Genomic DNA, 12937 nt, shown 5'->3' with positions numbered 1-12937 from the left:
TGAAGGGGGCAGCGTCAGAGTGGGTTCCCGCGCCCGTCAAAGTGCCGTAGTATCGGCCCACGAGTACGCGTGCGAACCTGCTGGGGCGTCGTCTAATGGCAGGACGTCAGACTTTGACTCTGATTATCAAGGTTCGAATCCTTGCGCCCCAGCCACTCCGCTCCGGGGGGACGCGGTCAACGTCCGTCCGGAGGTAGAAGGCGGTGGGCTGATGCCGCAGAAGACGCTCCTGCTGGTCACCGTGGGCAGTCCACCGTCCGCGATCGTGAACGCCTTGCAGGAACCGCTGACGACCCATCTGGGCGTCAGCTCGGTCGTGAGCCGGATGGCGCTGTCCTCCCCGGCCTATGCCTTCAACAAGGACCGCAGCCAGTACCACTGCAACGCCATCATGCGCCGGTTGGGGACGGTGCTGGATGAAGCGCCGCAGGAGCTGGTGATGGGCGTGACGGACGCGGACCTCTTCGAACCGGACTCGCCCTTCGTCTTCGGGCAGGCGGACCGGGAGTCCAAGGTCGCGGTGATGAGCCTGTACCGGCTGCGCCAGGGCGCGGAGGGCGAAACGCTGCGCCGCCGCGTGCAGGTGGAGGCGGTGCACCAGGCCGGGCACCTCATCGGCCTGTCGTACTGCGAGGACTCACGCTGCGTGATGTTCCTCCCGCAGTCCCCGCAGGACATCGACCGCAAGTCGCTGGGCCCCTGCAACGTCTGCCGCAACGAACTGAACCGTCTCAACCGCTGAAGGCGCGTGCGCGCTCCCGGACACGGGGGCGCGTGAATGCCTCCGTGTGCGTTGACGTCTTGTCCGGCGCGCCCTGTAGTGTTCGGGCGCGAAGCGCGCGTGTGACAGGGCCGGCACGGCGGGAGAGACAGCGATGATGGGCATGCGGCGGTTGCTCGGCGGTGTGGTGGCGGTGGGGTTGTTGGGGGCGTGTGAGCCCACGGACTTTGGCGGTGGCGGCACCACGGGTGACGTCCTCTTCGACCGGGGCTTCGCCTTCGTGCGCGGCGACCGGAACATCTACGTGGTGGACGACGACGGCGACCCCAACAGTCCGCAGCGGCTGACGACGGCCGGCGGCGCGTACACGCCCTCCATCTCCAAGAACGGCAACAGCATCGTGTTCGTGCAGCGCTCTGGAAACACGTACTCGCTCCAGACGGTGCCCACCACGGGCGGGCCGGTGGCCACGCTGCTGAGCACCAACGACGCGGCATGCGGCAGCTGCACTGGCTTCCGCGGGCCCACGTTCAGCCCGGATGGCCGCTTCATCGTCTTCGCGTTCGAGCGGACGTCGGGGGCGCTGAGCTCGCTGGCGCGCATCGCGGTGGATGGCAGCGGCTTCGTGGAGCTGACGCCCAACGCGGGCATCGCCTTCGGGTCGCCGTCCTTCTTCCCCAGCGGCAACACGGTGGTGGCGCCCGCGGGCAGCAGTGCCTCCTTCTACAACCAGCTCGCGTTCGTGCCGGCCGGCGGTGGCAGCGCCAACTTCGTGGCGCTGGGCAACGAGGTGCTGGCCATCGCGAACCGCGCGGTGGTGTCCCCGGACGGGCGGCAGGTGGCGCTGGACGGGCGGCTGTCCAACGGCAGCACGCGCATCTTCGTGGGCAACGCGACGGCCAACGGCATCAGCGGCTCCGTGCGGCGGCTGACGGACTACACGGCGAGCACCGTGGAGGAGAGCTTCCCCAGCTGGACGAGCAGCACGGAGCTGGGCTTCCTCTTCAACGACTCCGGCGGTGACCCGAGCATCTACCGCGCCCCGGTGTCCTCCGTGGCCAGCTCCGTGACGCTCGCGGTGCCCGCCGCGGGCGAGCCCTTCTACGGGCCCAACTAGTACGCGTCCCGCTGCCGCTTCCCCCCGGCGGGAAGCGGCGCTTCGTACGTCCGGAGCGTGGGTGAGGGCGTGGAGTCTTTCTGCCTGGCGTTGATCAGCCCCAGGACCAGGAGGACGACCATGAGCAGCACCAGTGCCCCCATCCTGAACAGCAGCCTGCTCAGCCCGACTTCCGTGCCCACGCGCTGGTGGCGGCTGGGCTTGTGCGGGAGGTAGAAGGCTTCCACTGCGTCTCCCACGGCAGGGGGGACCTTCTGTCTCGCGTTCTGCAAGGTGTACTGGTCGTGGTGGTCCGAGCCGTCCTGCAGGTGGAGGACGTACTTCACGATCAGGTTCTCGCGGTCGGAATCCCAGCCCACGTGGACCACCTCGCCATGGGCGTGCAGTCCCTCCTCCCGGAGCTTCAGGGTGAGGTCGCGCTGGAGCAGCAGCCACACCAGCACCCCAAAGAGACCCACCACGAATATCACCACCATCATCGGATCCATTGAGGGCATGGCGGCCTCGATGTGACGGGGGAGGGCCTGGCTAGTACGCGTCTGTCCGGTTCAGTGACCCGGTGACCCGCTTCGAGCGCGGAGGCGGCTCGTCGTAGGTCCGCAGCCTGCCCGAGGGCGTGGACCCGTGCGGCGCAGGGGCCTTCTTCGACGGTGCGTTCATCATCACGATGATGGCCAGGGACATGAAGACCACCAGGCCGAACACCCCGGTCAGGACGGCGAACAGTCCGACCTCCGTGCCCACGCGCTGATGCCGGTGGGGGTTGTCCGGATGGTAGAGGACCTCCACGGAGTCGCCCTCGGACGCGCGCTGGGACCCGAACCCGGGCCGGTGCTCCTTGTACTCGCCGTGGATCTCCGAACCGTCCGGCAGGTGGAAGACGTACTCCACGATGCGGTGCCTCGCGTTCAGCCAGCTCCGGCGGGAGCGGACCACTTCGCCCCGGGCGTGCAGCCCGTGCTCCCGCAGCGCCAGGGTGAGCTGATGCTGGATCAGCAACTGCACCATCATCACCAGGGGCGCCCCGATGAGGAGCACCACCATCAGGACCGCGTTCATGGGCATGGCGTCTCTCCCGGGCTACGGCTGGTGCTGCTGCATGTCCTGCCGGCGGATGTCCTCGATGCGCCAATGGGCGTTCAGGACGCCGAGGACGCCCGCGGTCAGCACCAGCACGAGGAGGACCGTCCCCCGGATGACGTCCCCCCGCTCGACGCCAGAGCCCACCCGCATGTTGTGGTGCGGCAGGTCCGCCAGATAGACGACCTCCACGGTGGAGCCCGGCTCCCAGTCCCCGGCACCAGGCGCTCCCCGGAAGTTGCCGAACATCCGTGAGCTGTCCGTCAGGGCGAAGGCGTAGAAGACGTGGCGCTGCTGGCTGCGGGCGTACCTCGTGACGCTCTGGACCTCGGCGCGCACGCGCACGCCCTCCTGCCGCAGCCGCACGGTGAGGCCCCGGTACTTCAAGAGCCGCCGCCACAACAGCACGGGCACGCCCACGAAGACCGCGATGAGGAGCAGGAGGAGCGTGTCATTCATTGCGGTGCTCAGGATGACGGGGGGAGGGACGCGGAGGCAACCCGGCTACGGGCCCCACCGGAGCGCGGGCACCAGCCCAATCACAGGCGCGATGAGGAAGAGCATGAAGAAGCACGTCAACACGACCGCCTGCACCAGACCGGCCTCCTGGCCCACGAGCTGGTGCTTCCGGGGAGCTTCCGGCAGGTAGTGCAGCGCCAGCGCGTCCCCCACCTGGGGGTTGGGTCGGGACTTCTTCTTGTCGTGCTGATAGTCGCCGCGAACTTCCGGGGCGCCTGGGGGATGGAAGACGTACTCCACCCGCCAGTAGGCGGTGCCCTCGTCGGACTCGTACCTGGCGCCGACCACCTTTCCCCGCGCGAGCACCCCGCGCGCGCGCAGCTTCTGGGTGAGCACGTACGGACGCCACGTCCACACCACCCCCGCCAGCGGGACGACCACGAAGCACACCCAGTCGAAAACGACCTTCGCCAGGCTCATGAGGTTTCGACTCCTGTTCGTCCATCCGGGGGCGCGTCGGGCACCGCCTTCCCCAGGAGCGCTACCAGCCCGATGAGGAAGAGGCACACTTCCACGAAGCTGAGGAAGAGGGCGAGTCCCAGCGACATCACCCCATGGCCCTCCGGGAAGCTGCGGCGCGGGTCGCTGGAGCCATACTGCACCTGGATGCGGTCCCCGGGGCGCAGCCGCTTCCACAGCTTCGAGGAGATGTTCCGCCGGTGCTCCTGGTGCTCACCGCCCTGGGGCGTGAAGGCGTAGACGAGGATGTAGTCGCTGTCATCCGAGGCCGCGAAGAACTCCTTCTTCACCACCGTGCCTTCCGCGTGCAGCCCCTCGCGAAGGATGCCCATGTCCCGCCGGTACGACCCCCAGGTCAACACCAGCATGGACGCGCCCAGCACCACGAACGTCGCACCCAGGACCCGCGCCGCGAAGAGAGCCACGCCGTGCCTCCTGCCCGCCTCTTAAGCGGGCACCCGGCGACGCGAAACGGCAATGCCCTCCACGCCCCGCCGTAGAGCCAACGCGTGGGCCCCTCCCTGGCGTCGCGTTCGCCGAAACGCCATGCTCCCGCGCGTCCTGTCCGGAGGTACGCACCGTGTCCCTGTTCGATGCCGTCGCCGCGGGTGACCGCGCCGCCCTGAGCGCCCAGCTCGACGCGGGCGCGGACCCCAACCCCTTCGACGACGAGGGCCGTACGCCGCTGATGATGGCCGCGCGCTCGGGCCAGGACGACCTGGTGCAGGCGCTCCTGGAGGCCGGCGCGGACCCCACGCTGCCGGACTCCGTGGGCGAGACACCGTTCGTCGCCGCCGCCGCCTACGGCCACTTCCGGGTCTGCGCGCTCCTGTCCCCGCACGCCACCGCCGACGAGAAGGACATGGCGCGCACGCTGCTCAAGAACCAGGGCATCGACGAGATTCCCGCGCGTCCCTCGCGCGCGTCCGAGGTCGCGCCCGACGACTTCCGCCGCAAGCTCGCCTCCGCGGGCGCCTACGTCGCGGGCAAGCTGGGCGACGCCGGCGCCACCAAGCGCCTGGAGCGCGTGCTGCGCTCGGAGGGCAACGCCCCCAAGGGTCCCTTCAAGGGCCGCAAGTAGTCTTCCAGCCCGGAAAGGCGAAGGGCCCGGCCGCTCCCACCCTGGGGAGCCACCGGGCCCTCGTCACATCTGGAGCCGGACCTGCGTTACTCCGGCTTGGCGCTCACCACGGGGCTGGGGCTTACGGTGCCGCCCTTGTTGGTGGTCTCCATGGAGTCAGCGACCAGCTCGGTGATGTCCTTGATTTGAATCTGCTCACGACCGGTGTCGTTCTTCGCGTCGTTGAGCATCGTGGAGCAGAACGGGCAGGCCACCGCGACGATGCCCTTGCCGCCCGGCTCCTTGTAGTCGCCCACCATGCCCGGCTTCTTCTTGTCCGCGGCGTCGGGGTAGGGCGTGTTGGGGTCCTCCGCGTGCTTGAGCGTGAGGGCCGCCTCGTTGATGCGGTTGTGGTTGATGCGCGTGCCGATGTGCTCTTCCATCCACATCCGGCCGCCACCGGCGCCGCAGCAGAAGCCCTCGCGCTGGCTGCGCTGCATCTCCACCACTTCCAGGCCCGGGATGCTCTTGAGCACTTCACGGGGCGCGTCGTACACGCCGTTGTGCCGGCCCAGGTAGCAGGGGTCGTGGTAGGTCAGCTTCGTTCCGGCGTTCATCACCGAGGACAACTTGATGCGCTTGTCCTTGAGCAGCTCGTTGATGAGCTGCGTGTGGTTGATGACGCGGTACTCGCCGCCGAACTCCGGGTACTCGTTCTTGATGGTGTTGAAGCAGTGCGGGCACTGCGTGATGACCGCCTTCACGCCCATCGCGTTCCAGGACTCGACGTTCGTCTTGGCCAGCGTCTGGTACAGGTACTCGTTGCCCATGCGGCGCGCGGAGTCGCCGTTGCACATCTCCTGCTTGGACAGCGTCGCGAAGGACACGCCCGCCTCGCGCATGATCTTCACCAGCGCGCGGCTCACCTTCTTCTGCTTGTCGTCGTAGCTGCCCGCGCAGCCCACGAAGAACAGGTACTCGTATTCGCCGCCGTCACCCCAGGTGGGCAGCGCCAGGTCCGCCGCCCACTCGTCGCGCTGGTCCTGGCCGATGCCCCAGGGGTTGCCCTGGCGCTCCATGCCCTCGAACACGCGCTGGATTTCCGCCGGGAACTCCGCCTTCACCTGCACCTGGTAGCGGCGCATGTCGATGAGGCGCGGGACGTTCTCGATGAACACCGGGCAGGCCTGCTCGCACCAGCCGCAGCTCGTGCACGCCCACACCGTCTCCGCCTTCAGCGCGCTGCCGACAATCTCAGGCAGGGGCTCCTTCACGCCGTTGGGGCCGTAGCCTTCCTCCACCCAGCGCTCGTTGTCCCAGAGCCAGTGCTTCAGGTCCTGGTTCACGGCCTTGTGCGTGAGCGGCTTGCCCGTGATGTACGTGGGACAGTGCGTCTGGCACCGGCCACACTCCGTACAGGAGTACAGGTCCAGGCCGTTCTTCCAGGTGAGGTCCTTCACCGTGGCGGCGCCGAACTCCTCCTTCTCCAGGTTGGGCGTGGGCAGCTTGCCGGTGGAGTGCGTGCGCTGGAAGAAGACGTTGGGCAGGCCCGTGATGATGTGGAAGTGCTTGCCCAGCGGCAGGAAGTTCAGGAACGCCAGGATGATGGTCAGGTGGATGAAGAAGCCCGCCACGCCCAGCACGTGCGACGCCGTCACGCCCAGGGGCATCATCGCCAGGCCCGTCAGGCTGGTGACGGGCTCCCACCACACCATCGCGGACGGCGCCGCCGGCACCTGCGTGGCGCCCATGGGCACCTGCTGCGCGGCTGCGTGCGCGGCCACCATGTGGCTGCCACCGAACATGAACTCGGTGATCATCAGGCCCGCGATGAAGCCCAGGATGAGGTAGGCCTCCCAGGACTGGGACATGCGGTCCGGCTTCACCTTCCAGCGCGTCCACACGAAGTACGCCACGCCCGCGAGCGCCAGCGCCGCGACCACGTCCTTGGTCAGCAGGTACACCTTGTAGAGCAGCAGCAGCGGCGGCGCGGCGTCCCAGGCCGGGTGGCTCAGGTCGGTGAGCACGTCCAGCGCGGTGGACGAAAAGCCCATCGCGAACATCATGATGGTGCGCAGCGCCAGCACCATGAACGCCGCGTAGATGAAGATGTGGAACAGGCCCGGGGTGAATTCCTCCGGATCCACCATGCGCTTCTGGCCCAACCCGAAGCGCACCAGCTGCGCCACGCGGTAGGGGATGTGGTCCAGCCGGTTCTCCTTCTTCATCGCGAGCAGCACGCCCACGCGGCCGGACATCGTGATGATGAAGATTGAGACTGCGCCTGCCAGCAGCAGGCCGGTGATGATGGGGTTCATGGAACCTCGGGACCCTCTGGGGCCGCACGGCGGCAACGCCGGTTGCTGCGACGCGGCAATTCTGGAGTGATTGTCAACCCTAGCAGGGGTGATTCGCGAATCAAGCGCTCTGCGGGGGCCATGTCCCGCAGCGTTCCTTCCACTGCTTCCAGACCGTCGTCCAGGGTGGTGCCCACCCACCCTCCGCCCCAGACCTGGCGTGCGCGAAACCCTCACGCCTGGCGTGCTGGAAGGCAGGCGGCCGGGCGTGGTTCTCCGGACCCTCAACGAACTTTGCTGTCCCGAGGGCTTTACAAAATCGGGGCGGACTCCCAACATGTTCGTAAATCGGTCAAGAAGCGCTTGTAAAGGGACCCGCATGGGGCGGGCCCGGTGACCGACGCAGGGCGTCCAAGGGGACGCGAGCCGTCAAAGGCCGTACACCCCGTGAATGGAGCGCCGAGGAGCCGGACATGAGCCACGACGAGAGCACGTACCTGGACGAGGGTTTGGACGACCTGGAGCTGTCCGCGACGGGTGAAAACGGCCGTTCGGTTCCGCTGGACTCCACGGACGAGCGGCGCTGGGGCCACCTGGACGAAGAGGCCTGGGGCGGCTGGCACGTGGCGGAGTGACGCCCTGCCCCCGCGGCCCGTGGCCTGCGCGGGGGCCTTCGTTGTCGAACCTGTCGGACAGTCGGACAGGTTCCGGGACTTGCACTCCCGGACACTGATGCAGTGCGCTGGATGCCGTGACGCTCCCCGTCCAAGACCGGGTCGAGCCCCACGGAGCGGTCTCGGGAATGACCGGTGTAGGACCTTTCAAGAAGTAAATCCGTAAATGGCTGAGCGAACCCGCCGGAATCCGCGTGTCCGTGGGTGACGCGAGGCGTCCCGAGGCACGCTGGATGGGGGATCTCCGGTGCCGGGCGGAGGCTCGTAAGACCAGGGGTTGGTCGGGTCGGACACGTTGCTTTCACGACCGGAAACCCGACATCCTCCAGGAACAGCGACAGGACTTCAGGGCGGACGCGGGCCTGTGCAGGGGCGTCCGGGGCCAGGAGGCCGTCGCGACGGCGATCGCGTCGGTCGAATGAGCGGGATGGGGCCACCCACCATGCGGGAGTGCGGATGAAGCAGACGGCGTGGGCAGTGGAGCGCGACGCGGACGGCGGCCGCGAAGTGCTGCTGCTGGTGACCCTGGAGGCCGAAGTAGAGACGCCTCGGGCCCCGGTTGCGGTGAACCTGGTCATTGACCGGAGCGCGTCCATGCGGGGCGCGCCGCTGGCGGCGGCGGTGGAGGCGGCGCGCGCGCTGGTGGAGCGGGCGGGGCCCAAGGACTACGTGGGCCTGCTCACGTTCGACGCCGACGCGGAGCAGGTGCTGCCCGTGCGCGCGATGGAGCCGGGCGCGAAGGCAGCGTTTCTGAAGACGCTCTCCCGCCTGGACTCCGGCGAGGGCACCGCGCTGCACGAGGCCGTGGAGAACGGCGCGGAGGCCGTGCGGCGCGTGCTGGTGCCGGGCGCCCGGCCGCAGCTGCTCATGCTCACGGACGGCGAGCCCTCCGTGGGGCCCACCGCGCTGGGCGAGTTCAAGGTGCTGGGCCAGCGGGTGCACGACTCCGGCGTGGCGCTGCACGCGCTGGGGCTGGGCAAGCACTACCTGCCGGAGATTTTGGAGGCGCTCACCGGCCCGTCCGGCACGGGCTTCACGCACGTGGACGACGCGGAGGGCCTGCCGCTGGCGGTGGGCGCGCTGGGCGCGGAGCTGTTCGGCGAGGTGGTGGCGGACGCGCGCGTGTACGTGCTGCCCACGGGCTTCGCGGACCTGCGCTGCCGTCACCGCTACCCGTCGCGCGTGGAGGGTGACGCGATGAGCGCCGCGCTGGGAGCGGTGTCGCACGCGTTCCCGCGCCGGGTCCTCTTCGCGGGCGTGCTGGAGAAGGGCGACTGGAACCTCACCGTCACCGCTTCGTACACGGAGCACGGCGACACCCGGCGGCTGTCCGTGCCCGTGACGCGCCTGTTGCCTGACAGCAACGAGGGCCGCTTCGTGCGCGCGGTGTCCGCGGAGCTGGAGCTCGTGTCTCACGAGGCCGCCGCCTGGAAGGCACTCTCCCGCCGTCAGCAGGACGCGGCCGAGCGGGCGCTCGAGGGCGCGGACAAGGGGCTCTACAAGCTGGCCCGCCTGGGCTCCGCGGAGGTCCCCGCGCAGCGGCACGTGGACCGGCTGGCGGACCTGCGCCGGGCGGTGGAGCGCCGTGCGGCCCAGCCGTCCGCCTTGGGAGTGCGCCGGGCCCAGTCAGAGGTGTCGCGCATCACCATGAGCCGCATCGGGCCGGCGCTTCCGGCCGCGGTGAATGTGGGCCCGCCTCCGCGAGCGGCCCTGCCCGCCGTGGCGAACGGCGGCGCGCCTCCACCGCAGGCGGTGACCCTGGACAGCGGGGGGCTCCTGCCCTGGAAGACGGGCGGCGGCGAGTCGTAACCGCCCGGAGTCCCTGAGCGTATGGGGAATGCGCGGGGGCCCGGGGTGGTCCCTGACGCCGGGCGTGCGGGCATGCGGAATGCCCGGCTGCCCGGAAGGTTGAGTGCATCCCGCGGGGACGCATCCCAGGTAGCACGGCGTTTCCAGGTGGATTAACGGGAGTCGCATGACGCATCGGTGGAGCAAGAGGTCTGGAAGCCGGCTCGGTGGGCTGGGCGTGGTGGGCGCGTTGCTGCTGGCGACGTGGGCCCAGGCCGCGCTTCCGCCCACCGCCGTGGGCAGCACCGCGCCGGACGAGGGCGACCCGCGCCTGGAGGGTGCGCTGCTCCTGGACGCCACGCAGGTGAAGGCGGGCGGCGACTTCCGCGTGGGCGTGCGTCTCAAGCTGGACCCGGAGTGGCACGTCTACTGGAAGAACCCGGGCGACTCCGGCCTGGCCACGGAGGTGTCGTGGGATGTGCCGGGCGTCACGGTGGGGGATTTGCGCTGGCCCTTCCCCAGCACGTTCCGCACGCCGGACGGCTTCATCACCACGCACGGCTACCACGACGAGGTGCTGCTGTTCGCGCCCGCGCACGTGTCGAAGGACGCCACGGGTACGCTGAACGTGTCGGCGGCGGTGGACGCGCTCGCGTGCAAGGTGCACTGCATCCCCGCGCAGCTGGTGCTGACGCGCACGCTGCCGGTGGGGCCGGAGACGGTGACGGATCCGGAGTTCGCGCCGCAGTTCGACGCCGCGCAGGCCCAGGTGCCGTCGGCGGTGGGGGCGCAGGGCGCGCCGCGCGTGGCGCTGGCGTTGGATGGCACGTCGCTGACGGCGGGAAAGCCGTTCACCGGCAAGCTCACCGTGACGGCGGCGGACGGCAAGCCCTACGCGGGAGACGTGGAGGGTGACTTCTTCGTGCCCGGCCGCGTCCTGGGCGTGGACAGCGTGGCGCTGACGAAGACGGCGCCGGGGACGTTCGCGCTGAAGGGCCAGGCGTCGTCGGTGGTGCCCAAGGGAGAGCCCCGGCTCACGGGCGCGCTGCGCCTGGGCACGAAGGCCACGGGCTTCACGGCGGTGGACGTGGACACGGCACTCGCGCCGGTCGTGGCGGACGGCGCGGTGGCGGGCGCGGCGCCCCTGAAGGTCCCGTCGGTGAAGGACGCGGTGGGCAAGGTGAAGCCCGCGGCCGCGGCTCCGGTGGCGTCGGGTGAGTCGCCGCTGGGGCTGGGCGTCGCGCTCCTGTTCGCGTTCCTGGGCGGCGCGCTGCTCAACCTGATGCCGTGCGTGTTCCCGGTGCTGGCGCTCAAGGTGTACGGCTTCACGCGGATGGTGCAGGAGGAGAAGGGCAAGGTGGCGCCGCACGCGGCGGCGTACGCGGGCGGCATCCTGGCGACGATGCTGCTGCTCGCGGGCGCGGTGCTGGCGGTGCGCGCGGGTGGTGCCAGCGTGGGTTGGGGCTTCCAGTTCCAGGAGCCGCTGTTCGTGGCGGCCGTGAGCGCGGTGCTGGTGGCGTTCGCGCTCAACCTCTTCGGCGTCTACACGCTGGGCGCGGACGGCACGGCGCTCGCGGGCAAGGTGGACCAGAGCCACGGCCTGATGCGCAGCGCGGGAGAAGGCGTGCTCGCGGTGGTGCTGGCGACGCCGTGTTCGGCGCCGCTGTTGGGCACGGCGGTGGGCTTCGCCTTCGCGGCGGGCCCGGCCACGGTGGTGGCGGTGTTCGTGGCGCTGGGGCTGGGATTGGCGCTGCCCTTCTGCGTGCTGGTGCTGGTGCCGGGGCTGATGAAGCGGCTGCCCAAGCCGGGCATGTGGATGGAGCGCGGCAAGCAGTTCCTGGGCTTCGCGCTGTTGGGCACGACGGTGTGGCTGGTGTGGGTGATGGGCGGCCTGGCCGGCGTGGACGGCATGGCGCGGCTGCTCGCATTCCTCATCGCGGTGGGCCTGGTCACGTGGCTGTACGGCCAGTCGCAGGGTCTGGAGGGCGGGCGCCGGGGCGTGACGGTGGCGCTGGCGGTGCTCGTGCTGGTGGGCTCGGGCGCGGTGGCGCTGCGCTTCGAGGAGGCGCAGGCGTCGCTGGAGACGCGCGGCGCGGTGGCGTCGCACGGTGGAGCGCAGCCATGGGACGAGGCGGCGGTGACGGCGGCGCTGGCGGCGGGTCAGCCGGTGTTCGTGGACTTCACGGCGGACTGGTGCCTCACGTGCAAGTTCAACGAGCGCACCGTGCTGTCGCGCGACGACGTGCGGCAGGCGTTCCTGAAGCACAACGTGGCGTTCTTCGTGGCGGACTGGACGCGGCGGGACGCGCGCATCACCACGAAGCTGGCGGATCATGGCCGCGCGGGTGTGCCCATGTACCTGGTGTTGAGCCCGGGCGCGCCGGACAAGCCGGAGGTTCTCAACGAGCTGCTCACCGCGGACAGCGTCATCACGGCGGTGCAGCGCGCGGCGGAGTGTGGGTCGCCGTTGAAGGGTGGCTCGGTGGTGTGCGCCCGGCCTTGAGCCGGGAGTGAAGTCGGGTTTGTGTTGTTCGTTCGTGCGCAGCGTTCAACTCATTGGAGGTTCCGTCATGAAGCAGGTCTTCAAGGCACTCGCTCTCACCGCGGCTTTCGTGTCCGCTCCCGTCTTCGCTGCTGACAACGCGGAGGTGGGCAAGCCCGCTCCGGCGTTCACGCTGAAGGACGAGGCGGGCAAGGCCCACTCGCTGTCCGAGTACAAGGGCAAGGTGGTGGTGCTCGAGTGGACGAACCCGGAGTGCCCGTTCGTGAAGCGGCACTACGATGCCAAGACGATGCAGAACACGCAGAAGGGCTTCGACGCGAAGAAGGTGGTGTGGCTGACGGTGGACTCGTCCTCCACGCACAACGCGAAGAGCGCCGCGGACTGGAAGAAGAAGGAAGGCTTCAGCCAGCCGGTGTTGCTGGACACGGACGGCGCGGTGGGCAAGAGCTACGCGGCGAAGACGACGCCGCACATGTACGTCATCGACGGTGAGGGCGTGGTCCGCTACGCGGGCGCCATCGACAACGACCCGCGCGGCAAGGAAGCCACCAAGGTGAACTACGTGCAGACGGCGGTGGACGCGCTCCTCAACGGCAAGCAGGTGCCGACCGCGACCTCCGAGCCCTACGGCTGCTCCGTGAAGTACAAGAGCTGAGCCGCTGCCTGCGTCATGTGGTTCGAAGGCCCGTGTTCCCGCGAGGGGACGCGGGCCTTTTCGA

The 12937-nt window shown here is 69.5% G+C and carries 13 protein-coding genes and 1 tRNA gene; 8 read left to right on the top strand and 6 right to left on the bottom strand.

Annotated elements, in window-relative coordinates:
* Positions 1-81 precede the first annotated feature (81 nt).
* The 3 genes from GTZ93_RS38475 to GTZ93_RS38465 all read left to right on the top strand — a co-directional run bounded on the left by GTZ93_RS38475 (position 82) and on the right by GTZ93_RS38465 (position 1838).
* Positions 82-155: transfer RNA gene (locus GTZ93_RS38475), tRNA-Gln, on the top strand.
* Between the two features lie 56 nt (positions 156-211).
* On the top strand, positions 212-742 hold the full coding sequence (locus tag GTZ93_RS38470) for a non-proteolytic archaemetzincin-like protein (RefSeq protein WP_120581571.1): 531 nt from the start codon (positions 212-214) through the stop codon (positions 740-742).
* Between the two features lie 133 nt (positions 743-875).
* Complete coding sequence (locus GTZ93_RS38465; protein WP_120581572.1) at positions 876-1838, top strand: TolB family protein; 963 nt, start codon at positions 876-878, stop codon at positions 1836-1838.
* Here the strand turns inward: GTZ93_RS38465 and GTZ93_RS38460 are convergent.
* From GTZ93_RS38460 to GTZ93_RS38440, 5 genes are read right to left on the bottom strand one after another with little or no spacing between them, the layout of a single operon-like run.
* Positions 1835-2335 carry a DUF3592 domain-containing protein gene (locus GTZ93_RS38460; protein WP_139917543.1) on the bottom strand — a complete coding sequence of 167 codons (501 nt, stop codon included), beginning with the start codon at positions 2333-2335 and terminating at the stop codon, positions 1835-1837. The two genes, GTZ93_RS38465 and GTZ93_RS38460, sit on opposite strands and share 4 nt — an antisense overlap.
* A 31-nt stretch (positions 2336-2366) precedes the next feature.
* Positions 2367-2903 carry a DUF3592 domain-containing protein gene (locus GTZ93_RS38455; protein WP_139917545.1) on the bottom strand — a complete coding sequence of 179 codons (537 nt, stop codon included), beginning with the start codon at positions 2901-2903 and terminating at the stop codon, positions 2367-2369.
* 15 nt (positions 2904-2918) lie between these two features.
* The gene (locus tag GTZ93_RS38450; RefSeq protein WP_139917547.1) at positions 2919-3377 is read right to left on the bottom strand and encodes a hypothetical protein; all 459 of its coding nucleotides are present in this window, start codon (positions 3375-3377) and stop codon (positions 2919-2921) included.
* A 45-nt stretch (positions 3378-3422) separates the two neighbouring features.
* Positions 3423-3857, bottom strand: coding sequence for a DUF3592 domain-containing protein (locus tag GTZ93_RS38445; RefSeq protein WP_139917549.1), 435 nt, complete (start codon positions 3855-3857; stop codon positions 3423-3425).
* Positions 3854-4321 (bottom strand): DUF3592 domain-containing protein, encoded by a 468-nt coding sequence (locus GTZ93_RS38440; RefSeq protein ID WP_139917551.1) that lies wholly within the window; start codon positions 4319-4321, stop codon positions 3854-3856. The genes GTZ93_RS38445 and GTZ93_RS38440 overlap by 4 nt, the downstream gene beginning before the upstream one ends.
* Before the next feature lie 155 nt (positions 4322-4476).
* Between GTZ93_RS38440 and GTZ93_RS38435 the strand changes: the two genes are divergently transcribed.
* A complete protein-coding gene (locus tag GTZ93_RS38435; protein ID WP_120578654.1) occupies positions 4477-4977 on the top strand; it encodes an ankyrin repeat domain-containing protein in 501 nt (166 codons plus the stop codon).
* A gap of 86 nt (positions 4978-5063) precedes the next feature.
* Here the strand turns inward: GTZ93_RS38435 and GTZ93_RS38430 are convergent, their stop codons facing one another.
* Positions 5064-7274 carry a (Fe-S)-binding protein gene (locus GTZ93_RS38430; RefSeq protein WP_139917552.1) on the bottom strand — a complete coding sequence of 737 codons (2211 nt, stop codon included), beginning with the start codon at positions 7272-7274 and terminating at the stop codon, positions 5064-5066.
* A 452-nt stretch (positions 7275-7726) separates the two neighbouring features.
* On the opposite strand from GTZ93_RS38430, the gene GTZ93_RS38425 reads away from it, so the two are divergent.
* The 4 genes from GTZ93_RS38425 (at position 7727) to GTZ93_RS38410 (ending at position 12873) form a co-directional block, all read left to right on the top strand.
* A complete protein-coding gene (locus GTZ93_RS38425) occupies positions 7727-7888 on the top strand; it encodes a hypothetical protein (RefSeq protein ID WP_158620735.1) in 162 nt (53 codons plus the stop codon).
* A gap of 495 nt (positions 7889-8383) precedes the next feature.
* On the top strand, positions 8384-9736 hold the full coding sequence (locus GTZ93_RS38420) for a vWA domain-containing protein (protein ID WP_139917554.1): 1353 nt from the start codon (positions 8384-8386) through the stop codon (positions 9734-9736).
* A gap of 166 nt (positions 9737-9902) precedes the next feature.
* Complete coding sequence (locus tag GTZ93_RS38415; protein WP_139917556.1) at positions 9903-12218, top strand: protein-disulfide reductase DsbD family protein; 2316 nt, start codon at positions 9903-9905, stop codon at positions 12216-12218.
* Positions 12219-12285: 67 nt separating this feature from the next.
* The gene (locus GTZ93_RS38410; RefSeq protein WP_121754834.1) at positions 12286-12873 is read left to right on the top strand and encodes a redoxin domain-containing protein; all 588 of its coding nucleotides are present in this window, start codon (positions 12286-12288) and stop codon (positions 12871-12873) included.
* Positions 12874-12937: the final 64 nt, after the last annotated feature.

The organism is Corallococcus exiguus (genome assembly GCF_009909105.1).
Classification (GTDB): Bacteria; Myxococcota; Myxococcia; order Myxococcales; family Myxococcaceae; genus Corallococcus; species Corallococcus exiguus.
The sequence above is the reverse complement of the archived record's forward strand: the minus strand, read 5'-3'. Positions and strand labels throughout refer to the sequence as shown.